General features: G+C 45.2%; 18 protein-coding genes, 14 tRNA genes, 3 rRNA genes and 1 pseudogene. 30 read left to right on the plus strand and 6 right to left on the minus strand.

Going from position 1 to position 22,108, the window contains the following annotated elements:
- Positions 1-18: 18 nt before the first annotated feature.
- The 5 genes and pseudogenes from ON01_RS03835 to perR all read left to right on the plus strand — a co-directional run bounded on the left by ON01_RS03835 (position 19) and on the right by perR (position 3,221).
- A complete protein-coding gene (locus tag ON01_RS03835; RefSeq protein WP_010529690.1) occupies positions 19-471 on the plus strand; it encodes a potassium channel family protein in 453 nt (150 codons plus the stop codon).
- A gap of 80 nt (positions 472-551) precedes the next feature.
- On the plus strand, positions 552-992 hold the full coding sequence (gene bcp, locus ON01_RS03840) for a thioredoxin-dependent thiol peroxidase (RefSeq protein WP_010529691.1): 441 nt from the start codon (positions 552-554) through the stop codon (positions 990-992).
- Positions 993-1,126: 134 nt separating this feature from the next.
- A complete protein-coding gene (locus tag ON01_RS03845; RefSeq protein ID WP_010529692.1) occupies positions 1,127-2,077 on the plus strand; it encodes a D-2-hydroxyacid dehydrogenase in 951 nt (316 codons plus the stop codon).
- Between the two features lie 2 nt (positions 2,078-2,079).
- Positions 2,080-2,646 (plus strand): annotated as a pseudogene (locus ON01_RS03850) (cob(I)yrinic acid a,c-diamide adenosyltransferase).
- A gap of 125 nt (positions 2,647-2,771) precedes the next feature.
- Positions 2,772-3,221, plus strand: a complete 450-nt coding sequence (gene perR, locus ON01_RS03855; protein ID WP_040912224.1) for a peroxide-responsive transcriptional repressor PerR — start codon at positions 2,772-2,774, stop codon at positions 3,219-3,221.
- Positions 3,222-3,265: 44 nt separating this feature from the next.
- Here perR and ON01_RS03860 read toward each other — a convergent pair whose 3' ends face one another.
- Positions 3,266-3,658 carry a YgzB family protein gene (locus ON01_RS03860; protein WP_010529696.1) on the minus strand — a complete coding sequence of 131 codons (393 nt, stop codon included), beginning with the start codon at positions 3,656-3,658 and terminating at the stop codon, positions 3,266-3,268.
- Positions 3,659-3,783: 125 nt separating this feature from the next.
- On the opposite strand from ON01_RS03860, the gene ON01_RS03865 reads away from it, so the two are divergent.
- From ON01_RS03865 to ON01_RS03950, 18 genes are all read left to right on the plus strand, one after another.
- Entirely contained in the window at positions 3,784-4,671 is an 888-nt protein-coding gene (locus tag ON01_RS03865; protein ID WP_342632875.1) for a nucleotidyltransferase-like protein, read from the plus strand.
- Between the two features lie 566 nt (positions 4,672-5,237).
- A 16S ribosomal RNA gene (locus tag ON01_RS03870) occupies positions 5,238-6,803 on the plus strand.
- A gap of 194 nt (positions 6,804-6,997) precedes the next feature.
- Positions 6,998-9,923, plus strand: a 23S ribosomal RNA gene (locus ON01_RS03875).
- A gap of 347 nt (positions 9,924-10,270) precedes the next feature.
- Positions 10,271-10,386, plus strand: a 5S ribosomal RNA gene (gene rrf, locus ON01_RS03880).
- Together the 16S, 23S and 5S rRNA genes with 14 tRNA genes alongside form the textbook arrangement of a ribosomal RNA operon.
- A 150-nt stretch (positions 10,387-10,536) precedes the next feature.
- Positions 10,537-10,611 (plus strand) — tRNA-Asn (locus ON01_RS03885).
- Between the two features lies 1 nt (position 10,612).
- Positions 10,613-10,705, plus strand: a tRNA-Ser gene (locus tag ON01_RS03890).
- Between the two features lie 18 nt (positions 10,706-10,723).
- Positions 10,724-10,798, plus strand: a tRNA-Glu gene (locus tag ON01_RS03895).
- 50 nt (positions 10,799-10,848) lie between these two features.
- Positions 10,849-10,924: transfer RNA gene (locus ON01_RS03900), tRNA-Val, on the plus strand.
- Between the two features lie 3 nt (positions 10,925-10,927).
- A tRNA-Met gene (locus ON01_RS03905) sits at positions 10,928-11,004 on the plus strand.
- A 5-nt stretch (positions 11,005-11,009) separates the two neighbouring features.
- Positions 11,010-11,086 (plus strand) — tRNA-Asp (locus tag ON01_RS03910).
- Positions 11,087-11,116: 30 nt separating this feature from the next.
- A tRNA-Phe gene (locus ON01_RS03915) sits at positions 11,117-11,192 on the plus strand.
- A gap of 18 nt (positions 11,193-11,210) precedes the next feature.
- Positions 11,211-11,295 (plus strand) — tRNA-Tyr (locus ON01_RS03920).
- A 10-nt stretch (positions 11,296-11,305) separates the two neighbouring features.
- Positions 11,306-11,379 (plus strand) — tRNA-Trp (locus tag ON01_RS03925).
- Positions 11,380-11,392: 13 nt separating this feature from the next.
- Positions 11,393-11,468: transfer RNA gene (locus ON01_RS03930), tRNA-His, on the plus strand.
- A 20-nt stretch (positions 11,469-11,488) separates the two neighbouring features.
- Positions 11,489-11,563, plus strand: a tRNA-Gln gene (locus ON01_RS03935).
- A gap of 6 nt (positions 11,564-11,569) precedes the next feature.
- A tRNA-Gly gene (locus ON01_RS03940) sits at positions 11,570-11,641 on the plus strand.
- 18 nt (positions 11,642-11,659) lie between these two features.
- A tRNA-Cys gene (locus ON01_RS03945) sits at positions 11,660-11,733 on the plus strand.
- Positions 11,734-11,746: 13 nt separating this feature from the next.
- A tRNA-Leu gene (locus ON01_RS03950) sits at positions 11,747-11,828 on the plus strand.
- A gap of 137 nt (positions 11,829-11,965) precedes the next feature.
- Here ON01_RS03950 and ON01_RS19830 read toward each other — a convergent pair.
- Positions 11,966-12,574, minus strand: coding sequence for a site-specific integrase (locus ON01_RS19830; protein WP_050901096.1), 609 nt, complete (start codon positions 12,572-12,574; stop codon positions 11,966-11,968).
- 36 nt (positions 12,575-12,610) lie between these two features.
- Positions 12,611-12,946 (minus strand): tyrosine-type recombinase/integrase, encoded by a 336-nt coding sequence (locus ON01_RS19835; protein WP_050901097.1) that lies wholly within the window; start codon positions 12,944-12,946, stop codon positions 12,611-12,613.
- Positions 12,947-12,973: 27 nt separating this feature from the next.
- Here ON01_RS19835 and ON01_RS03960 point away from each other — a divergent pair, with 27 nt between their 5' ends.
- The 3 genes from ON01_RS03960 to ON01_RS18500 all read left to right on the plus strand — a co-directional run bounded on the left by ON01_RS03960 (position 12,974) and on the right by ON01_RS18500 (position 14,173).
- On the plus strand, positions 12,974-13,177 hold the full coding sequence (locus ON01_RS03960; RefSeq protein ID WP_010529698.1) for a hypothetical protein: 204 nt from the start codon (positions 12,974-12,976) through the stop codon (positions 13,175-13,177).
- A gap of 272 nt (positions 13,178-13,449) precedes the next feature.
- Positions 13,450-13,623, plus strand: a complete 174-nt coding sequence (locus ON01_RS18790) for a ribbon-helix-helix domain-containing protein (RefSeq protein ID WP_010529699.1) — start codon at positions 13,450-13,452, stop codon at positions 13,621-13,623.
- Positions 13,616-14,173, plus strand: coding sequence for an Ltp family lipoprotein (locus ON01_RS18500; RefSeq protein ID WP_010529700.1), 558 nt, complete (start codon positions 13,616-13,618; stop codon positions 14,171-14,173). Before ON01_RS18790 ends, ON01_RS18500 begins: the two co-directional genes overlap by 8 nt.
- Before the next feature lie 279 nt (positions 14,174-14,452).
- On the opposite strand, the gene ON01_RS03970 is transcribed toward ON01_RS18500, so the two are convergent.
- Positions 14,453-15,439: a diaminopimelate dehydrogenase gene (locus tag ON01_RS03970; protein WP_010529701.1), complete on the minus strand. Its 987-nt coding sequence runs from the start codon at positions 15,437-15,439 to the stop codon at positions 14,453-14,455.
- 219 nt (positions 15,440-15,658) lie between these two features.
- Here ON01_RS03970 and fabF point away from each other — a divergent pair, with 219 nt between their 5' ends.
- The 3 genes from fabF to ON01_RS03985 are packed head-to-tail and all read left to right on the plus strand — an operon-like array spanning position 15,659 to position 19,127.
- Positions 15,659-16,888 carry a beta-ketoacyl-ACP synthase II gene (gene fabF / locus ON01_RS03975; RefSeq protein ID WP_010529702.1) on the plus strand — a complete coding sequence of 410 codons (1,230 nt, stop codon included), beginning with the start codon at positions 15,659-15,661 and terminating at the stop codon, positions 16,886-16,888.
- 23 nt (positions 16,889-16,911) lie between these two features.
- The gene (locus ON01_RS03980) at positions 16,912-18,645 is read left to right on the plus strand and encodes a class I adenylate-forming enzyme family protein (RefSeq protein ID WP_010529703.1); all 1,734 of its coding nucleotides are present in this window, start codon (positions 16,912-16,914) and stop codon (positions 18,643-18,645) included.
- 17 nt (positions 18,646-18,662) lie between these two features.
- Positions 18,663-19,127 (plus strand): acyl-CoA thioesterase, encoded by a 465-nt coding sequence (locus ON01_RS03985; protein ID WP_010529704.1) that lies wholly within the window; start codon positions 18,663-18,665, stop codon positions 19,125-19,127.
- Between the two features lie 96 nt (positions 19,128-19,223).
- On the opposite strand, the gene ON01_RS03990 is transcribed toward ON01_RS03985, so the two are convergent.
- Entirely contained in the window at positions 19,224-19,739 is a 516-nt protein-coding gene (locus ON01_RS03990; RefSeq protein ID WP_010529705.1) for a hypothetical protein, read from the minus strand.
- A gap of 163 nt (positions 19,740-19,902) precedes the next feature.
- Between ON01_RS03990 and ON01_RS03995 the strand changes: the two genes are divergently transcribed.
- Entirely contained in the window at positions 19,903-20,877 is a 975-nt protein-coding gene (locus ON01_RS03995) for an AEC family transporter (protein ID WP_010529706.1), read from the plus strand.
- Between the two features lie 65 nt (positions 20,878-20,942).
- Here ON01_RS03995 and ON01_RS04000 read toward each other — a convergent pair whose 3' ends face one another.
- Positions 20,943-21,704, minus strand: coding sequence for an SDR family oxidoreductase (locus ON01_RS04000; RefSeq protein ID WP_010529707.1), 762 nt, complete (start codon positions 21,702-21,704; stop codon positions 20,943-20,945).
- Positions 21,705-22,108: the final 404 nt, after the last annotated feature.

The raw sequence follows: 22,108 nt of genomic DNA on the forward strand, positions 1-22,108 counted from the left end.
AGTAGAGCGGGGGATTCTATGGATATCATTTCCTGGATTGTAATTATTGGTATTATCATTGTCATCACAATCAGCATTATTGAGTTTATCAGAGGCGGACTATTTCGCGGTCATATGCAGATGCGCGACAGCCGTTTTTCAGGTGAACTTTTTTATACATTACTGATTATCTATCTGATTGTCATATTAGGTTTCGGGCTAATCTATTTTGTGTTGTCAATGAATCATATTTTGTTGGTTGAAGATGGGGAGCTTCGTGAGGTGAACGTTGTCGGTTCGTTAATCCATTCATTTTACTTCAGCGGTGTCACCCTGCTGACAATTGGTTATGGTGACATTACACCGATTGGAATCGGCAGGCTTATCGCACTTGTGCAGGCGCTGATCGGGTATGTTTTGCCAACTGCTTTTGTATTAAAACTTGTACAGAACAATCAGGATAATAGAGACAGAAAAAAGGATATGGTATAGTGAACATGTTGGGATGTTCAAAAGTTGGGAATATCCTTCTTATTTAACACACAATCGACAACTTCTAAGGAGGAATATCGATGCGTGCAGAAGCGGGTAAACAAGCACCTGATTTTACATTGCAAAATCAGGACGGTGAACAAGTCAGCCTGTCGGACTATAAAGGTCAGAATGTTGTCCTCTATTTTTATCCAAAAGATATGACACCTGGCTGCACAAATGAAGCGTGTGACTTCCGTGATAACAAGGGAAAATTCAGTGACTTGGATGCGGTTATTATAGGTATCAGCCCGGATCCGATCGAAAGCCATCAGAAGTTTATTGACAAACATGACCTGCCATTTATGCTGCTGGCGGATGTGGATCACAAAACAGCAGAAGACTACGGTGTATGGAATGATGGGATTGAGCGTTCTACTTTCATTATCGACAAAGAAGGCAAGCTGCAAAAGGAATTCCGCAAGGTGAAAGTGGAAGGCCATGTGGAAGAAGCGCTTAAATACTTACGGGAAGCCAGTTAACAAAAAAGCGGGGCAGTTCACATTAAATGAACCGCCCCGCTTTATTTATTTTAGGGGTTGTAATTGCCTGTGAAGATGGAAATTTCAGATGAATACGGTTAAGATGAACATAAGAAACAGCAGGGGGGATTTACTTGAACATCCTATCATCAGCAAAAATTTCAGAAAAACACCGGACTAGGCTTCGTGAAAGCTATCCCGATTCAACATTTATTTTTTGCAGGGACATGGATGAAGCCAGACAGCATATAGATAAGGCGGAAATCCTTATGACATTCGGCGAAGACCTTACCGCTGAATTGATCGGTCAGGCCTCACAGCTGAAATGGATTATGGTACTGTCGGCTGGTATTGATAAATTGCCGTTTAGAGCAATCAGTGAACAGAATATTATGGTAACAAATGCAAGGGGTATACATAAATATCCGATGGCGGAATATGCGATTTCCATGCTGCTGCAAGTCAACCGCCAGGCCAAGCAATTGATGGAAAATGAAAAGGCGAATAAATGGGATCGTTCTGTACGCATGCAGGAAATGACGGATAAAACGATGCTTATAGCCGGGACAGGATCTATTGGACAGGAAGTGGCGAGGCTTGCCAAAGCATTTCGGATGAATGTTTATGGTGTGTCCAGAAGCGGGCAACCCGTGGAATACTTTGACAGGATCGTCAAACAGGATGACCTTGAGGTTTTGCTGCCTGAGGCGGACTATGTTGTTTCGGTTCTTCCGAGCACATCGGAAACAAAAGATTTTTTTACATATGATCAATTCCGGAAGATGCCGGATAACGCCGTTTTTTTAAACATGGGCCGGGGGGAAGCTGTGCGAGAAAAAGCAATCTTAAAAGCGATCCGCGAAGGTGAACTGGCTCACGCAATATTGGATGTCTTTGAAGAAGAACCGCTTCCGGAAAACCACCCTTTTTGGCAGGAAGAGAATGTGACTGTAACGCCGCACTTATCAGGTGTCTCCCCGTTTTACCAACGGCGGGCGCTTGAGATTTTTGAAGAGAATCTGCAAACGTATATAGATGGCGGATCGGAATATGTGAATAAAATGGATATAACAAGGGGGTATTAAAGATGCGCATTTATACGAGAAAAGGCGACAAAGGAAATACGTCTTTAATTTATGGCGAGCGTGTGCCGAAAAGTGATCTTCATGTGGAGGCATATGGCACATGTGACGAGGCCAATTCGATGATTGGACGTGCACCCAGCTTCCTTGATAAGGAAGATCGGGTGGAAAAGGATGTACTTATGGAACAAATGCAGCGCAGCCAAACGATTTTGTTCCACGTGGGGGCAAAACTTGCGATTCCGACAGACAGGGAAGTAGCCTAGAAACTGAAGCAGGAACATATCGATGAACTTGAGAAGCAGATGAATGCTTGGGATAAACACCTGGAAATGCTGCACAACTTTATTCTGCCGTCAGGTCATTCTGCTTCAAGTGCGCTTCACGCCGCACAAACAGTTGAGGCGTGCGGAGCGAACGGCGATCGCCTTGAATGAACAGAACCGCTGGTTATATCCTACCTGAACAGGCTGTCAGATTTTCTATTTGTGGCGGCAAGGTATGTCAATCAGTCCCTGGGGGGGAAGAAATCCCGCTTAAGGCAGATATCTAACTTAAAAACATTTAATTAATAATGTGAACAAGTTGGAAATATACTTTTATTGACAGGATAAAGGGTTAACGAGTAAACTTTAATTATAAGAATTATAATATAATAATATAGCTTAGAATTGCATAAATATTGAAAGTGGGGTGCATGACGGTGTCTGATAATAAATTGCAGGAAGCAATTGATACACTCAGAGACTCTGGCGTTCGCATAACACCACAACGTCATGCGGTTCTTGAGTACCTTCTCAACTCAATGGTTCACCCGACAGCCGATGACATATATAAAGCCCTTGAAGGGAAGTTCCCAAACATGAGTGTTGCAACGGTTTATAACAATTTACGTGTTTTGCGGAAAATCGGGCTTGTGCGGGAATTGACTTACGGTGACTCATCAAGCCGTTTTGATTTTAACTCAAGTGAACATTACCATATTATCTGCGAAGAATGTGGCAAGATCGTGGACTTCCATTACCCGACTTTGGATGAAGTTGAATCGTTGGCTGAACAGGTAACAGGTTTTGACGTCAGTCATCACCGGATGGAGATCTATGGTAAGTGTGAGGAATGCCAGCAGATGGAAACGCAGAAGCATTAATTTTGAATGGTATAAAAAATCCAGTCTGTACAGACTGGATTTTTTTATTGATCATCTTTTATTTTGGCTTTTGCTGCATTCCGAAATTTGCGCTTATTGTATCTTTCATCGAATTCAAAGCCTTCTAGATCTTTATCAAGTGTCAGCGGTTGCTTGCAATGCATGCAGGCATCGACTTTTCCAAGCATTTTTGTCGGCTTTTCGCAGCTTGGACAAATGATCGGAACGGCTTTTGTTGAGAGCATGCCAATCCAGAAGTAAACAACACAGCTTAACAGAATGAACATGACACCGAGCAAAAACAACGTCAGCATCAGCCACTCAATTTTTTTGGAAAGGATCCCGCCGTACATTACAGCAAATCCGACAAAAATCAGTATCAGGGCAAAAGAACGTATTTTATTTATTTTACTGGAATAAACCAATTTATCTGCCATGAATAGTCCTCCTTGTTGTCTACAGTGCCAGTATAGCATATTTTACAGGAATTTGAGGTTCAGAAAAAGGATTTCACAAATTCATAACGAATTATATATAGTACTCAAGATAATGGAGGATTTAGATGATGGAGGATTTATTGCGGCCGATTTATCAGGAGCGTGCGAGCAACCCAAATACATTGGGCATTATTTTAATCGAAAGAAAAACGCCGGACAGTCCGATCACAGACAATTTTGATGTGATTTTGCTTAATATTGTCGGCAATTCCGAAATTAATTGGCGCGAAAAGCACTATGAATTATATAATGGCAATACAGCTGTGATGCATACCATAACCGACGATTTACTCAGACGGTGGATTGATACAAACGGATACCGGAAAGCCATTGAGTGGATCGTAGCAGGAAAAGCGATTTTTGACCGGAATGAGTATGTTTCGGGGCTGAAAAAACAATTAAGAAGTTTTCCGTTTGAAAAAAGAGATTTGAGGAAAGCAATGGAGTTCGGAAAATTGGTCAAAAGCTATACAGAGGTTAAAGATCTTTACATGTCGGAACAGTATAAAGATGCTTTCACCCGAATGGTGCATTCACTTCATTATTTGGCAAGGCTTGCGGTTATTGAAAAAGGGTATTACCCGGAAGTGACATTGTGGAATCAGGTAAGGAAAATTGATCCCGAGGTCTACAAATTATATGATGAATTAATCGAAAGCCATGAAGAGATAGCCAAACGTGTACAATTAATGATACTTGCTGCAGATTTTGCCATCAGCAGAAAAGCAAAAGTTTCAGCGAAGCATTTACTTGATATTATGGAAACAAAAAATAATGTCTTGTCATATGAAGAAATCAAACAGAACCCCAGCGTTAAACCGTATGAGCTTGATCTGGCCGCTATACTCAATTACTTGACTGAAAAAGGAATTCTTTCGCCGGTCAGAATTGGTACAAAAGGCGCCGGTGTATATCAGCGTCAATACCGCGTAAACCAGTCTCGGGGTATTTAAATATGCTATTGCAGGCAAGGCAAGGTAATGTCGTTAAGAAACAGGGCGTTCAGTCTTGTGCATTGTTTTCGGTCTGCCTGTATGAATCTCCAATAGCCTTGATACAAGGCTGCTAATGATTTCTCCTGACAAAATTTCATTTGAAGGCTTAATTACTTTAAAAATCTTGTTGACTTTCCTTTTAAGGCATGGTAAATTTATATCCGTCGCAAAAATTCATATTGGATTTTGAGCGGCACAAAAAACACAAAAATTTCCTCTTGAAATACATGAGGAGAACGTGTTAAATTAAATATCGTTGCACTTCAGCAGGCAACGAACTCTTTCGAAAAAAAGCTGTTGACTTTGGATTCGAAGGGTGATATACTAATTAAGTCGCTGTCGAAAGGCAGTAACGCAAAATTTGCTCCTTGAAAACTGAACAAAACAACCAGTATGACAAAGATGTCAGAGGTAAGAGGTCGGAAGCCGAAACTTGGTTTTGGCAGAAGACCAATGAAACCCTGTATCAATTTTTGAAGCAAAGCCATGAAAGAGATTGATCGGTGTCAATCTCTTAACAAACTTTATTGGAGAGTTTGATCTTGGCTCAGGACGAACGCTGGCGGCGTGCCTAATACATGCAAGTCGAGCGCGGGAAGCAGGTAATCGCCCTTCGGGGCGAGCGCCTGTGGAACGAGCGGCGGACGGGTGAGTAACACGTGGGCAACCTGCCTGTAAGACTGGGATAACTCCGGGAAACCGGGGCTAATACCGGATAATACACAGCATCGCATGGTGCCGTGTTGAAAGGCGGCTTTTAGCTGTCACTTACAGATGGGCCCGCGGCGCATTAGTTAGTTGGTAAGGTCAAAGCTTACCAAGGCGACGATGCGTAGCCGACCTGAGAGGGTGATCGGCCACACTGGGACTGAGACACGGCCCAGACTCCTACGGGAGGCAGCAGTAGGGAATCATCCGCAATGGACGAAAGTCTGACGGTGCAACGCCGCGTGAGTGATGAAGGTTTTCGGATCGTAAAGCTCTGTTGTCAGGGAAGAACACGTGCTGCTCGAAGAGGGCAGCGCCTTGACGGTACCTGACCAGAAAGCCCCGGCTAACTACGTGCCAGCAGCCGCGGTAATACGTAGGGGGCAAGCGTTGTCCGGAATTATTGGGCGTAAAGCGCACGCAGGCGGTCTTTTAAGTCTGATGTGAAATCCCGCGGCTCAACCGCGGGCGGTCATTGGAAACTGGAGGACTTGAGTGCAGAAGAGGAGAGTGGAATTCCACGTGTAGCGGTGAAATGCGTAGAGATGTGGAGGAACACCAGTGGCGAAGGCGACTCTCTGGTCTGTAACTGACGCTGAGGTGCGAAAGCATGGGTAGCGAACAGGATTAGATACCCTGGTAGTCCATGCCGTAAACGTTGAGTGCTAGGTGTTAGGGGGTTTCCACCCCTTTGTGCTGAAGTTAACGCATTAAGCACTCCGCCTGGGGATTACGGCCGCAAGGCTGAAACTCAAAAGAATTGACGGGGGCCCGCACAAGCGGTGGAGCATGTGGTTTAATTCGAAGCAACGCGAAGAACCTTACCAGGTCTTGACATCCTCTGATGGCGGTAGAGATACCGTGTTCCCTTCGGGGACAGAGTGACAGGTGGTGCATGGTTGTCGTCAGCTCGTGTCGTGAGATGTTGGGTTAAGTCCCGTAACGAGCGCAACCCTTGATCTTAGTTGCCAGCATTCAGTTGGGCACTCTAAGGTGACTGCCGGTGACAAACCGGAGGAAGGCGGGGATGACGTCAAATCATCATGCCCCTTATGACCTGGGCTACACACGTGCTACAATGGATGGAACAAAGGGCAGCGAAGCCGTGAGGTGAAGCAAATCCCATAAAACCATTCCCAGTTCGGATTGCAGGCTGCAACTCGCCTGTATGAAGCCGGAATCGCTAGTAATCGCGGATCAGAATGCCGCGGTGAATACGTTCCCGGGCCTTGTACACACCGCCCGTCACACCACGAGAGTTGGCAACACCCGAAGTCGGTGAGGTAACCTTAGGGAGCCAGCCGCCGAAGGTGGGGCCAATGATTGGGGTGAAGTCGTAACAAGGTAGCCGTATCGGAAGGTGCGGCTGGATCACCTCCTTTCTAAGGATTATGAGAAAGCGTAGGCGCCTGTTTATCAATTTGATAGGCGCCGGAGCTGGATTATACGGAACATACTGGGTTGTTTGGTTCAGTTTTGAGGGAGCAAATCTCTCAGTTGTACCTTGAAAACTAAATAAGAGCAAAGACATTCAATGCGATAAGCGAGACGCGTTCATCAGATGGACGCATGAATTAGTTAAGTGAAGAAGGGCGCACGGTGAATGCCTTGGCACCAGGAGCCGAAGAAGGACGGGACTAACACCGATATGCCCCGGGGAGTCGTAAGTAGACTGAGATCCGGGGATTTCCGAATGGGGCAACCCGCTGTCCGTAATGGGGCAGCGCCTGTGTCTGAATCAATAGGGCACAAGCGGCAGACCCGGGGAACTGAAACATCTCAGTACCCGGTGGAAAAGAAAGCAAATGCGATTTCCCGAGTAGCGGCGAGCGAAACGGAAGCAGCCCAAACCGGAAAGCTGAGCTTTCCGGGGTTGGAGGACACTCCATTGGAGTTATCAAGAAACGTCTTAGACGAATCGATCTGGAATGATCAGCCACAGAAGGTAAGAGCCCTGTAGTCGAAAAGAGGTTTCCTCCGGAGTGGATCCTGAGTACGGCGGAACACGAGGAATTCCGTCGGAATCCGGGAGGACCATCTCCCAAGGCTAAATACTCCCTGGTGACCGATAGTGAACCAGTACCGTGAGGGAAAGGTGAAAAGCACCCCGGAAGGGGAGTGAAAGAGAACCTGAAACCGTGTGCCTACAAGTAGTCGGAGCCCGTTAATGGGTGACGGCGTACCTTTTGTAGAATGGACCGGCGAGTTGCGATCATATGCAAGGTTAAGTGGCAGACACGGAGCCGCAGCGAAAGCGAGTCTGAAGAGGGCGTTAAGAGTATATGGTCGCAGACCCGAAACCGTGTGATCTACCCATGTCCAGGGTGAAGGTCAGGTAACACTGACTGGAGGCCCGAACCCACGTATGCTGAAAAATGCGGGGATGAGGTGTGGGTAGGGGTGAAATGCCAATCGAACACGGAGATAGCTGGTTCTCTCCGAAATAGCTTTAGGGCTAGCCTCAAGGTATGCGTGCTGGAGGTAGAGCACTGATTGGACTAGGGGCCCTCACCGGGTTACCGAATTCAGTCAAACTCCGAATGCCAGAGATGCAAGCCTTGGGAGTCAGACTATGGGTGATAAGGTTCATAGTCGAAAGGGAAACAGCCCAGACCGCCAGCTAAGGTCCCTAAGTATACGTTAAGTGGAAAAGGATGTGGAGTTGCCCAGACAACCAGTATGTTGGCTTAGAAGCAGCCATCATTTAAAGAGTGCGTAATAGCTCACTGGTCGAGTGACTCTGCGCCGAAAATGTACCGGGGCTAAACGTATCACCGAAGCTGCGGATTGTTCTGACGAACAATGGTAGGAGAGCGTTCCAAATGCAGCGAAGTCAGACCGTGAGGACTGGTGGAGCGTTTGGAAGTGAGAATGCCGGTATAAGTAGCGAGAAAAGAGTGAGAATCTCTTTCACCGAAAGCCTAAGGTTTCCTGAGGAAGGCTCGTCCGCTCAGGGTTAGTCGGGACCTAAGCCGAGGCCGAAAGGCGTAGGCGATGGCCAACAGGCAGATATTCCTGTACCACCTCGTGAGCGTTTGAACGATGGGGGGACGCAGCAGGATAAGGAAAGCGCACTGTCGGATAGGTGCGCCCAAGCAGTGAGGAAGTCGGACAGGCAAATCCGTCCGATGATTTCTGAGCTGTGACGGGGAGGGAAAATGAGTACCGAAGTTCCTGATTCCACACTGCCAAGAAAAGCCTCTAGTGAGTTCACAGGTGCCCGTACCGCAAACCGACACAGGCAGGCAAGGAGAGAATCCTAAGGTGATCGGGAGAACTCTCGTTAAGGAACTCGGCAAAATGACCCCGTAACCTCGGGAGAAGGGGTGCTCAGACCGAGTCTGAGCCGCAGTGAATAGGCCCAAGCGACTGTTTAGCAAAAACACAGGTCTCTGCGAAGCCGAAAGGCGAAGTATAGGGGCTGACACCTGCCCGGTGCTGGAAGGTTAAGGGGAAGCGTTAGCGCCTTCGGGCGCGAAGCGGCGAACCGAAGCCCCAGTAAACGGCGGCCGTAACTATAACGGTCCTAAGGTAGCGAAATTCCTTGTCGGGTAAGTTCCGACCCGCACGAAAGGTGCAACGACTTGGGCACTGTCTCAACGAGAGACCCGGTGAAATTATACTATGCGTGAAGATGCGCATTACCCGCGACAGGACGGAAAGACCCCGTGGAGCTTTACTGTAGCCTGATATTGAATGTTGGTACAGCTTGTACAGGATAGGTGGGAGCCGTGGAAACGTGAGCGCCAGCTTACGTGGAGGCATCCGTGGGATACCACCCTGGCTGTACGGACATTCTAACCCAGGACCGTTAGCCGGTCCGGAGACAGTGTCAGGTGGGCAGTTTGACTGGGGCGGTCGCCTCCCAAAAGGTAACGGAGGCGCCCAAAGGTTCCCTCAGAATGGTTGGAAATCATTCGCAGAGTGCAAAGGCAGAAGGGAGCTTGACTGCGAGACTCACAAGTCGAGCAGGGACGAAAGTCGGGCTTAGTGATCCGGTGGTTCCGCATGGAAGGGCCATCGCTCAACGGATAAAAGCTACCCCGGGGATAACAGGCTTATCTCCCCCAAGAGTTCACATCGACGGGGAGGTTTGGCACCTCGATGTCGGCTCATCGCATCCTGGGGCTGTAGTCGGTCCCAAGGGTTGGGCTGTTCGCCCATTAAAGCGGTACGCGAGCTGGGTTCAGAACGTCGTGAGACAGTTCGGTCCCTATCCGTCGTGGGCATTGGAAGTCTGAGAGGAGCTGTCCTTAGTACGAGAGGACCGGGATGGACACACCGCTGGTGTACCAGTTGTTCCGCCAGGAGCACAGCTGGGTAGCTACGTGTGGTCAGGATAAGTGCTGAAAGCATCTAAGCATGAAGCCCCCCTCAAGATGAAACTTCCCATCATGTCAAGTGAGTAAGATCCCTCAGAGACGATGAGGTAGATAGGTCCGAGGTGGAAGCGTGGTGACACGTGGAGCTGACGGATACTAATCGATCGAGGACTTAACTAACTTACTTGGCATTGAATGGCGCTCTTATTTAGTTTTCAGGGTATCAAGCAAAAGCGTAAGCGCCCGGTTAGCGACGTACGGACTGGACTGAACCGAAGGAGATAAAGAAAACTCTTTGGGAGCGAAAGCGAATCGATGTTGCCTTATCGTACGGAGGTGAGGGAAGTCGCGCTAGTCGCTGGACGCTGAAGCTGGATGTGGCTTGTCCTGTGAAAGAATGATACAAAGCCAATTTTATATGTCTTTCATTAAAAAAATCCTTGCATTTTTCACTAAAAATGCGTATAATAATTTTTGTCCGTAAAAATCATATAGCGTCTCAATCAGACTAAAAACACATGCATAGGTCTGGCAGCAATAGCGGAGAGGACACACCTGTTCCCATGCCGAACACAAAAGTTAAGCTCTCCAGCGCCGATGGTAGTTGGGGTTTAACCCCTGCAAGAGTAGGACGCCGCCAGGCATTTTCCATTCCACAGTAGCTGGTCGTGAGCAGCCCTGAACCGGCTGCCACGTGCGGACCTGCGAGGAGTGAGGCTACTCCGAATAATCTTGCAACATGACGAGCACAATTATATTAGGCTATACTGCAATGATATTCATTTTGGATTATTCCACAGTAGCTCAGTGGTAGAGCTATCGGCTGTTAACCGATCGGTCGCAGGTTCGAATCCTGCCTGTGGAGCCATGGAGAGCTGTCCGAGTTGGTCGAAGGAGCACGATTGGAAATCGTGTAGGCCGCTATCGCGGTCTCGAGGGTTCGAATCCCTCGCTCTCCGCCACTTATGTAATAAATAATTGGCCCGTTGGTCAAGAGGTTAAGACACCGCCCTTTCACGGCGGTAACACGGGTTCGAATCCCGTACGGGTCACCATACTTACTTATTTTTAGGAAGATCAATATTTGGACATATACTGTACATTTGGAGGATTAGCTCAGCTGGGAGAGCACCTGCCTTACAAGCAGGGGGTCGCAGGTTCGAGCCCTGCATCCTCCACCATATCGCGGGGTGGAGCAGTCTGGTAGCTCGTCGGGCTCATAACCCGAAGGTCGCAAGTTCGAATCTTGCCCCCGCAACCAAAAAAGGTCCGGTAGTTCAGTTGGTTAGAATGCCTGCCTGTCACGCAGGAGGTCGCGGGTTCGAGTCCCGTCCGGACCGCCATTTTAACAGAATTAAGTCATACATATTGTCGGCTCGGTAGCTCAGTCGGTAGAGCAACGGACTGAAAATCCGTGTGTCGGCGGTTCGATTCCGTCCCGAGCCACCATTTTGAATCAGTTCTTACGGAGGGGTAGCGAAGTGGCTAAACGCGGCGGACTGTAAATCCGCTCCCTCAGGGTTCGGGAGTTCGAATCTCTCCCCCTCCACCATATATTTAATAGGGGTATAGTTTAATGGCAAAACGAAGGTCTCCAAAACCTTTGATGTGGGTTCGATTCCTACTACCCCTGCCATAATATTATTATGGCGGTCGTGGCGAAGTGGTTAACGCACCGGATTGTGGCTCCGGCACTCGTGGGTTCGATCCCCACCGGTCGCCCCATATCATTATTTAAATGTTATTGGGCTATAGCCAAGCGGTAAGGCATCGGGTTTTGATCCCGTGATTCGCTGGTTCGAATCCAGCTAGCCCAGCCATTACACGCGGAAGTAGTTCAGTGGTAGAACACCACCTTGCCAAGGTGGGGGTCGCGGGTTCGAATCCCGTCTTCCGCTCTTTTATTTTCCATATTTGGCGGTATAGCCAAGTGGTAAGGCAGAGGTCTGCAAAACCTTTATCACCGGTTCGAATCCGGTTACCGCCTCCATGATAACGACTATGCCTGAGTGGTGGAATTGGCAGACACGCAGCACTCAAAATGCTGTGCCTACGGGCGTGTGGGTTCGAATCCCACCTCAGGTATCTCTAGGATAAATTGAGTTACGATAAAAAATAAAATATACACCTGCGAACACCGATATAAAGGCTTTTGCAGGTGTTTTTATTATGATTAAGAAAACGGCACGAAACGATACTTTTTATTTTGTTTTACACATTTTTTACACAAGCCTCTCAAAAGTATCAATTGTGATCCGTTCATCTTTTTCCCGCCTTTCTTCCATGAGGTGAGAATAAGTTTTCCACGTGGTTCCGATATCCTCATGTCCTAAGCGTTCACTTACATAGTTCATTGATGCTTTTTTGTACTGCAATATATTCGCGTGAGTGTGACGCAGTCCGTGTACCATAATCTGATTAATATTCAATGTGTCAGCAGCTTGTTTCAATACATTATTAGCAGCAGAATTGCTGACCACTTCATATTTTGATGCTTGGCTGTAAAATACAAGCCGATTCAGATTATCGGGCATCTGCATAAACAGCTTTTTAAATTCAACCATTGTTTTTGGATTAATCGAAATCACACGGACAGACTGTTCATTTTTTGTTTCACCGAATCCACTTTTTAAATATCTCCAAGTTCTATCTACACTGATGACATTTTGCTCAAAGTCAAAGTCCTTTCCTGTTAATCCCACAAGTTCACCAAAATGCAGACCACTTACAATACCGAGTAACAACAAATAATACGTCAATCCATTTTCAAGATTGGACATTAAATACTGGATTAATTTTTCGCTTTCTGCATAGTTCAGATGTTTTCGCATGGTTTTTTAGCAGGGGTTGTCCATGTACATATTAACCTACTGAACAGTCTCTTTTGCTTTATTTGCACCAAAATCGTTTATAAATCGCTGGTAATCCTGCCGAGTGATATTTTGTATTGGATCTCTTCCAAAATGATTTTTGACTGCTTTTAAGCTGTACTGATATTGCTTCATAGTAGCATCTGATATTTTTGTTTTGTATAGGGAAATCCACTGTTCAAAATACTCATCGATTGGTAATTCTTTCATAACAACAGCCTTACCCTTATTTAACTTGTCTTCAACCTCAGCAGCTGCGACTTGTGCTTCTTTTTTTGTGCGGAAACCGGATTTTCTGATTGGTTTTTCTTTGTTGCTTATTGTAATTGCCATGTTTTGCCGCGTTTTTGAAAGCTGACCATGAATGCATTTACACCATTAATTGACCTTCTCCAATCGCTTGCCTATCCGGTATCGTTATTCGTGGTTATAGGCGGCGCTATTTTCGTCATGATTGGCAACAAAGAAAAAGGATTCAATGCCGCACTTGGCTACATGCTTGTGGTTATTGCGCTAATAATATTAGATGTGTTGGTTGATGCTCTGGGGAGTGTTGTATCATGATGGACGCTCCCGCAAGAGTACTAATTGCCGCTAATTAGTCGCTGACTATATCAGTGATCTGCCGATTATGCTTGGGGTTTCAGTTGGTGTGTATGCATTGTTGTAGAGGATAAGCTGTAAGTTGGCCAATTTAGGGGTGCTGGGTGTGTTTTTGTATGGTGCGGTTGTTATAGCTTTATAAAAAAATAACAATAATTTATAAATAAGGGTTGCATGTCATGTCATTACATTATATATTATAAGTAACAAATCGCAGAGAGGAATGAAAACAAATGGATGAAGAAAACCAAACAGCAACTTTCCAAATAAGATTGAAACCGCAGTTGAAAGAGGAGTTTAATCGAATAGCGAAAAAGAACGGGGATACACAAACAGAATTAATCAGAAAATGGATTGACGAGTACATTAAAAATGATGATGAAAAAGGGAGAGGATTAAATGATTAAAAAAGTGTTAAAATTTGTGGGTTACGGGTTTTTGGGATTGATCGCACTAGGGATTGTTGTAAGTATTTTTTCTGACGGTGAGGTGGAACAGCAAGCGGTCAAGGATGTGGAAGCAACAGAAGAAACAGAACCAACAACTGAACCAGAAACCACAGAACCAACTGAAAATGAAAATAAAGAAAAACCGACAGAGAGCAAAGAGGAACCAACCGAAGTAGAACAAAACGATAAAGCAAATGAAGTTGAGGAAGAACCAAGTATGACCGTTTCGCAACAAAACGCAGTTGGCTCAGCTGAAACTTATATTCAAACTATGGCGTTTTCAAAATCGGGTTTAATCGAACAATTAAAATTTGATGGTTATCCAGAAGAAGATGCGAAATTCGCCGTTGAAAACATTGAAGTAAATTGGAAAAAGCAGGCGGTGAAATCTGCTAAAACTTATTTGGACACTATGTCATTTTCACGACAAGGGCTGATTGACCAACTAAAATTTGATGGTTATTCAAAAGAACATGCAAATCATGCTGCCGACCAAGTTGGATTCTAATTGAGTAAGAAGGGGGGTACAGTTAATACTATTCCTATTGAATATGTGAGACAGGGTAATGAAATCCTGTCTTTTTTTATATGGCTTAAATTAAGGCCCTATAATGTTGACTATTAAATATTTGTTAGCTATCCATACTATACACACATGTAAAACACATAGTCTTTTAAACTTGAATATTTTAAACAATGGAGATGCTTTTTTGATAATCCAAGTTCTTTCTTCTTGAACATAAAAAGACTCCCTTTATTAACAAGGGAGTCGTTGCCGCATTATTTTTTACAAATAATCTCTTCTTAATTCTTCCGCTGAACGTGGTGAAATATAGGCTGGGGCGACATCATAAACCGTTTTGGCACCAAATTGTTTTTCTTGGCTCATGCGATGGGCAGCTCTTGCGTATGCGACTACTACGCTTGATGTGAATTCAGGGTTGCTGTCCAATGTAAGTGAGAACTCATAAAGCTGGTTGTTATTTTCACCGGTTTTTCCGCTTCGAATGACAAAACCGCCGTGTGGTGCCTTGGAATGGTCGCGTGCCAATTCCTCTTCAGAAATAAAGTTCACTTCGGTATTATAATCCGCAAAATAGTTTGGCATTGTCTTGATTTCATTTTCGATTGCTGCCTTATCTGCACCATCTTCAGGAACGATATAGCAAACGCGACGATGCTTTTCGGAGGTTGTTAATTCCGGATTTTCACCCTTGCGTACTTTTCCAATTGCATCCTCAGATGGGATCGTGTATTGTACGCCACCTTTTACACCTTCGACTCTTCTTACGGCATCAGAGTGTCCTTGGCTCAGACCTTTACCCCAGAATGAATAGTTTTCGCCATTTGGTAAAACCGCTTCGGCCATTACACGGTTGAGGGAGAAAAAGCCCGGATCCCATCCTGTTGAGATAATGGTTGTCGTATTGTTTTTCACCGCAACTTCATTGACCGATTGGTAAAATTCCGGAATTTTTGCATGTGTATCATAACTGTCCACAGTATTGAACATACTTGCAAAGTGCGGGGTTTGTTCTGGCAAATCTGTTGCCGATCCACCGCAGAGCAGCATGACATCGATTTTATCCTGATAATCACTTGCATTGTCAATATGTACAGCCTCTACACCAGCGTCGTCAAGCTTAAGTGTTTGTGGATCTCTTCTCGTGAAAACGGCAACTAATTCCATGTCATCAGTTGCTTTAATAGCTTCTACTGCACCTTTACCAAGGTTGCCATAACCGACAATTCCCAATTTAATTTTGTTGCTCATATGTATCTCTCCTTTTTTAAAAATGACTTCCTTAGAAATAATGGTTCATCAAGGTGTCCCTTATTATAAATGAATTCGACGTCTATTGAAAATATTTAATTTAGCATTGTATGTGTATTTGTGACATTATGAAACATAATATTCGGCATTATGTTAAAATACAGGGTATGAAAAGAGTTACTGTACATATAAAAATGCCTTCTGAAAGGGGGATTTCCTGTGAAACGCAGAGTTGTTGTAACAGGACAAGGCGTTGTATCGCCACTAGGAAATGACGTCACTACCTTTTGGGATAACATTCAAAAGGGCGAATCGGGGATTAAGCTGCTGGAATCAGAAGAGTTTGCGGATATCAACACAAAAATCGCCGGTTATATTGATGATTTTCCAGCTGAAAAGTACCTTGAAGCAAAAGAAATAAAACGATATGACCTGTTTACGCAATATGGGTATGCTGCAGCGGTTCAGGCGCTAGAACAGTCCCAAATCAACCTGGAAACACTGGACGTGGATCGTGCCGGTGTTTATATTGGGTCCGGAACCGGGGGTCTGCAAACACTGTTAAACAATCATGAAACGATGCTTGAAAAAGGAACGAGACGTGTGTCACCGTTTCTGGTTCCGACGATGATTAATAATATGGCTGCCGGTTTAACAGCAATCAAGACCGGTTTTCGCGGGCCAAGTTTTGCTGCTGTGTCTGCGTGTGCTACAAGCAATCATGCGATTGGGGAGGCCTATTTAAATATTGCTCATGGCTATTCAGATGCTATTTTAGCCGGCGGGGCAGAGGCAACAATCACACCGCTTTATTTTGCGGGTTTTTCAAAAATGCGTGCCATGTCAACAAAAAATGACGCACCTGAAGCAGCATCGCGGCCATTCAATCAGAACCGGGACGGGTTTGTCATGTCAGAGGGTGCCGGCGTCTTATTTCTGGAAGCATACGAACATGCGAGGATGCGCGGCGCACCGATACTTGGTGAGATTGTCGGCTATGGCAGTACAACAGATGCCTATCATATAACGGAGCCGGATAACCATGGTGCCGCAAAAGCAATAAAACTGGCGTTAGAACGAGCGGAAGTTAAGCCGGAAGACGTGGATTACATTAATGCTCATGGGACGAGCACACCATCAGGTGATATTTCCGAAACAAAAGCAATTAAAGACGTATTCGGCGAACAGGCCTATCATCTCAAAGTCAGTTCGACCAAATCCATGACAGGTCATATGTTTGGTGCAGCAGGCGGTGCGGAAGCTATTGTGGTACTAAATAGTATGAGAGAAAATATGTTCCCGCCGACAATCAATCTGGATAATCCGGATCAGGAATGTGATCTGGATTATGTGGCCAATGAAGCCACAGAGGGCAATATCAATCTCGCTTTATCTAACGGCTTTGGATTCGGCGGCCATAATGCTGTACTTGCCTTTAAAAAAGTTTAAAAAATCGATAGGGAGGAGAAACCATGTCTGCGAATCAAACAACGTTAAATCAAACTGTATCGAAAAGGCGTGAAGTACTGGAAGCCCGTTTTCCAGTGTGGCCACGTGATACGGTTGCCGGTCATTTCTCGAAAGCATGCCACCAATATCAAGACAGATCGTATATGTATATCAATGATGAAGCATTTACATACGGCGAAGTCTGGGATCGAGCGGTTCAATATGCCAGGGCATTCATAAAACTCGGGGTGAAGCGGAGGGATCATATTGCTGTTTTAATGGATAATGATGCCGCTTATCCATCATTAATGATCGCGACTTCCATCGTCGGAGCCGTTTTTATCCCAATCAATGCGATGCTCGCCAAGGATGAACTCGAATATATCATTTCTCAGTCGGATTCAAAATTTCTGATTTTACATCAGACGGTAAAAGACAAGCAACATGGACAAGCAGTCGCCGAATTACTGGATGATGACGATTTTCAGACACACAGCCAATTAGAGAAGGTTATCTGCCTCCTAATTGGGGACGAGGAACCGGTTGATGACCGTTTTCTGACATGGGATGCGTTTCTGGAAGGGGCAGATATTGTTTCCAGGGGAGAAATGGATGAAAGATGGCGTGTATCGCGTTATCCCGATGAAGTGGCCATTATTATGTACACTTCCGGTTCAACAGGTAGTCCAAAAGGTGTGATGCTCACTGATGATATGCTCCTCCGCTGCGGGTACGGCACATGTATGAGCAGGGCGATTGAAGATGGCCGTGTTACGTTTGCGCCGCTCCCATTCTATCACTGCTTTGCGATCATAGAAGCGATTTTTGCCATGTCATTTGTCGGCGGTTCGTTCATATCTGTACTTGGCGCATCGCCGCTCCTGTCACTGCAATTAATGGAGAAATATAAAGCAAATGATTATCTTTGTGTTCCGTCTACCCTTGTTGCGTTATTGAATCATCCGCGTTTTTCTGAATTTGATTTATCCAGTCTGTTTGCCATGTGGTGTGGTGCTGCCCCGGCTCCTGTGCCTGTATGGGAAAAGGCGATCGATGTGCTGGGTCTGACCGAAGCGATTACAGGCTATGGGCAGACAGAGGTAGCCTCATCAGGTGTTACAACGGAGATTGGTGATCCGCTGGAACGTATTTCTTCCAGGGTTGGCCGTCCTAAACTTGGCGGTGTCAGCGGTCTGCCAGAATTCGATGGCAGTGCTGTTGAATATAAGACGATAGACGTTAATTCAGGCGAAACACTGCCGGAAGGTTCCGTGGGTGAATTGGCCGTAAGGGGCGTCACGGTTTCCCATGGCTATTACAATAAACCGGAAGAAACAGCAGAAGTTATTGATAAAGATGGCTGGCTGCGGACAGGGGATGTTGGAAAGATTGATGATAATGGTTACATTCAGCTTCTTGGCAGAAGTAAAGAAATGTATAAGGTGTCCGGTGAACTGGTTTCGCCGCGCGAGGTGGAAGTTGTCATCTCCCAGCACCCGGCAGTCAATCAAGTGAATATCGTCGGTGTACCGGATAAGTTAACAACCGAAACAGGTGCTGCCTTTATTGAGCTGAAACAGGGTGAATTGTGCACCCGGAGAGATATTATTGACTGGTGTACATCCCGGGTTGCCCGTTTTAAAATCCCGCGTCATGTCTGGTTTGTCGAAGCTACCGAATGGCCAATGACGAGCACCGGGAAAGTGCAGAAATTCCGTTTGCAGGAAAAAGCAGCAGAGAAACTTTCCGGAAAATGATAGAAGGGGGAAATGATATGGCATTTGCCTGGCATCAGACAAAGTTTCGCGTGCCGTATAAGGATACAGACCGCATGGGGGTTGTTCATCATGGCAATTATATAACGTGGTTTGAAAATGCACGCACGGAATGCATGCGTCACTATGGTTTGACTTACAGTGAAATGGAAGATATAGGCTTTTTATTGCCAGTAATGGGTGTCAATGTTACGTATAAGAAGTCAGCCCGATATGATGATTGCATCGTTGTGCTTACAAGAGTAGTAAGCTATTCACCAGTACGGTTAGAGTTTGCGTACGAAGCGCGGAAAATTAGTGAAGAAGAATTTATACATGGAACAGGTAACGAATCGGTTGAACCTTTTGGAGAACTGCTCGCAAAAGGAACCACCGTGCATATGTGGGTGAATCAGGAATGGAAACCAGTCCGAATGGATAAAGCTGCGCCGGAGGTTTATGCGATTCTAAAAAATATAGAATAAAGATAGTAATTTATAATTTGTTGCAAATGATCAACATACATTCCATTTAACAACCTGCCGCTTAATACCTTATAAGGTTTTAAGCGGCAGGGGTGTTCATTTAAAGTAACAAATGCCAGGATCCTTGGTATTGTACTGTTTTGGAAAAAGAAGTCCTTCTGTATATGGCGACTTTTCATTCATGTTGAGGTACATATAGGCGGTGTATGCCAGAAATTCTTTGGCTGTCCGGACATCGCATCTGCCCATCACGATATCGTTCATGACATTCAGGGACAGAATATTCATGGCCTCCTGGTCACACATTGAGCTGATTTCTCCTTTTGTACGGTCGATGTTCAAACTTCCATCAAATACGGCGATATCGTCATATAACTCCAATGGCACGCAGTAATCAACGGCTTGTTCCAAAAAATCAGGATGCGGGTGGGGAAAATGATGTGGAATTGTCTCCCGGTGAACGATTGTGTGTTTCCACGGACCATTATGATGCCAAATAAGTCTATCCATTGTCGCTTCCTGAGGATACCCATATTTATCAATCATTTTCTTTGCTGTCTCTAAAGGTTTATTTTTCCAATTCATCAAGATTCGGTTAATATAATCATCCATATAATCACCCCTATGTCAGTTGCCTAAGGGCATTATATGGGCCGATTTAGTTTTGTGTTACAAATATGAGCAGACATCATTTGGCTGGTCTTTTTTGAATACGATGGAAAAATAGTTGAATAGAGAAGCTTGTGCGACATTCAATTGAGGGGGAGGGAATCCGATGCTTGTATTGTTTCAGGTAGTGATTCCGATTTTCGCAATCATTTTATGCGGCTTTCTGGCTGGACGGTTTTCATTATTATCATTTAATAGTACATCATCATTAAATAATTTTGTATTTTACTTCGCGCTTCCGGCATTGTTGTTCTTTTCGCTTTCAACTGCACCGGTGGACCAAATCTTGAACGTAAACTTCATTCTTGCCAACTTATGTATTATTTTTAGCTGCTTTTTATTGACGCTCCTGATCTTTAAATTCATTTTTAAAAAGCCGTTCCCAGAGATCAGCATGTACGGGATGATTACGACGTACGGCAATACCGGTTTTATGGGTATTCCGCTGCTGGTTGCTGCATTTGGGCAGGAAGCTGCCGTACCAGCCGCCATCGTAACGTTTATTTACGACCTGACCATCATCACATTGGTGGTCGTCTCCTTTGAGACCGCAAAGGTTATGAATAATAAACATCAGGAGAAGGCAAACATCTTTTCCTTGTTAGCGCAGATTGGAAAATCGGTGGTGTTAAATCCGATTAATGCTTCCTTAATATTAGGGATTTTTGTCGCCGTTACCCAAATCCCTGTTCCGGAATCTATAAATGTGTTTACCGAAACGTTAGGTCCTGCCGCCGGCCCGACTGCATTGTTTGCCTTAGGATTGGGATTGACCGGCCAAAGGAATGTCGTAAAAAACAAAAACTATCAATTATCCGAGCTGATCACGCTGCTCGGCTTAAAGTTAATAGCGCTACCATTATTCGCGGCGTTTTTCGTTTACGGTGTATTTCCCCTCGAAGATGATCTTTGGAAAACGTCTGTCGTCATACTGTCAGCGTTGCCGACAGGGGCGATTGTTTATGTGTTTTCCGAAAGATATCACACGCTTGTCAAACAAATTCCATTATACATACTAGCTACGACAATCATCTCTGTGTTCACGATTTCTGTTTTCCTTGTTGTGATGGTAGGGCAGTGAGAGGTAAAAACGGTCCCTCTCATAAAGGTATCTTTAGGGAGAGCCTCTTTTAGTAAGGGTTTTATTTAAAACGCAGCCGTCCACCCACCGTCGGCTGTTACAACAGTTCCGTTCACAAAGCTAGAATCATCAGATGCCAGAAATAGAGCGACCTTTGCAATCTCGTCGGGTTCGCCGGCTCTCGGCATCACTGAATGTACCGGTTTGGTACGCTCCATACCATACTGACTGACACTCTCCATGGAGGATGCAATATTTGTTGCGACACCACCAGGAGCAATGGCGTTACAACGGATGCCTTTCTGGGCGTACATATAGCCGGTATTTTTCGTCATGCCGATAACCGCATGTTTTGATGCGCCATATGCTGCGCCTGCGTGTGCCCCATTGAACCCCCCGGTCGAAGCGGTGTTAATGATGACGCCACTTTCCTTATCCAGGAAAATTGGGATTGCTTTGCGCATTGACCGCATAACCCCTTTCGTGTTGACATCAAAAATCAGGTCCCAGCGTTCATCCAAAACATCTCCAACCGGTTCAAACCCGTCCATAATACCAGCGTTATTGACTAGGATATCCAACGTTCCATGTTCATTTATGGCTGTATCGATCATGTTATCAATGTCGTCTTGCTCTGCGATATTTACCTGAACAGCTTTTGCCACCCCATTATTTTCAGTGATTTCTTTAACGACTGTTTCGACTCCTTCCAGATTCAAGTCCGCTGCAACAACTTTTGCGCCTTCTTTAGCATATAATTTCGCAATTTCTTTTCCCATTCCGGAAGCTGCACCAGTAACAATGGCGACTTTATCTTGTAATTTCATTTTTTCACCCCTGCAGATTTTATCCCGCATGTAACGGGCAGTCAGACCTCCACTAATTGAGGTTTCACTCTTTTGAGCATCTGTTTAGTAAAAATTATACTGGAAACTGAAAGGAACCACAAACAACGGACTATGCTATTAGGAGAATGGAGTTAAAAGATTTGAATCAGCTATGGTGACTGATTAGATAAACTTTTGGTAAGAATATCAAGGAATCCCAACTAGCGGATTCCTTGATTTGAAACGAACATCTAAGACCGATTTCGGCGATGTCTTTCTTTACCGCCTTTCATGGCGTTTAATTCTTCTTTGCTTTTGTTTTTCTTCTTTTTGCCTTTATCAGTACTCAATCGAAGCCCTCCTTTATCCTTAGTCTGAGCTGAACGCCATAAATCATGTAAAGA

It is taken from the genome of Lentibacillus jeotgali, from assembly GCF_000224785.1.
GTDB lineage: Bacteria > Bacillota > Bacilli > Bacillales > Amphibacillaceae > Lentibacillus > Lentibacillus jeotgali.

Bases quoted from the DNA above. Each gene is read 5' to 3' on its own strand.
- ON01_RS03835 (WP_010529690.1), top strand. From the start codon at position 19: ATGGATATCATTTCCTGGATTGTAATTATTGGTATTATCATTGTCATC.
- bcp (WP_010529691.1), top strand. From the start codon at position 552: ATGCGTGCAGAAGCGGGTAAACAAGCACCTGATTTTACATTGCAAAAT.
- perR (WP_040912224.1), top strand. From the start codon at position 2,772: ATGACGGTGTCTGATAATAAATTGCAGGAAGCAATTGATACACTCAGA.
- ON01_RS03860 (WP_010529696.1), bottom strand. From the start codon at position 3,658: ATGGCAGATAAATTGGTTTATTCCAGTAAAATAAATAAAATACGTTCT.
- ON01_RS03865 (WP_342632875.1), top strand. From the start codon at position 3,784: ATGATGGAGGATTTATTGCGGCCGATTTATCAGGAGCGTGCGAGCAAC.
- ON01_RS19830 (WP_050901096.1), bottom strand. From the start codon at position 12,574: ATGCGAAAACATCTGAACTATGCAGAAAGCGAAAAATTAATCCAGTAT.
- ON01_RS19835 (WP_050901097.1), bottom strand. From the start codon at position 12,946: ATGGCAATTACAATAAGCAACAAAGAAAAACCAATCAGAAAATCCGGT.
- ON01_RS03960 (WP_010529698.1), top strand. From the start codon at position 12,974: ATGAATGCATTTACACCATTAATTGACCTTCTCCAATCGCTTGCCTAT.
- ON01_RS18790 (WP_010529699.1), top strand. From the start codon at position 13,450: ATGGATGAAGAAAACCAAACAGCAACTTTCCAAATAAGATTGAAACCG.
- ON01_RS18500 (WP_010529700.1), top strand. From the start codon at position 13,616: ATGATTAAAAAAGTGTTAAAATTTGTGGGTTACGGGTTTTTGGGATTG.
- ON01_RS03970 (WP_010529701.1), bottom strand. From the start codon at position 15,439: ATGAGCAACAAAATTAAATTGGGAATTGTCGGTTATGGCAACCTTGGT.
- ON01_RS03980 (WP_010529703.1), top strand. From the start codon at position 16,912: ATGTCTGCGAATCAAACAACGTTAAATCAAACTGTATCGAAAAGGCGT.
- ON01_RS03985 (WP_010529704.1), top strand. From the start codon at position 18,663: ATGGCATTTGCCTGGCATCAGACAAAGTTTCGCGTGCCGTATAAGGAT.
- ON01_RS03990 (WP_010529705.1), bottom strand. From the start codon at position 19,739: ATGGATGATTATATTAACCGAATCTTGATGAATTGGAAAAATAAACCT.
- ON01_RS03995 (WP_010529706.1), top strand. From the start codon at position 19,903: ATGCTTGTATTGTTTCAGGTAGTGATTCCGATTTTCGCAATCATTTTA.
- ON01_RS04000 (WP_010529707.1), bottom strand. From the start codon at position 21,704: ATGAAATTACAAGATAAAGTCGCCATTGTTACTGGTGCAGCTTCCGGA.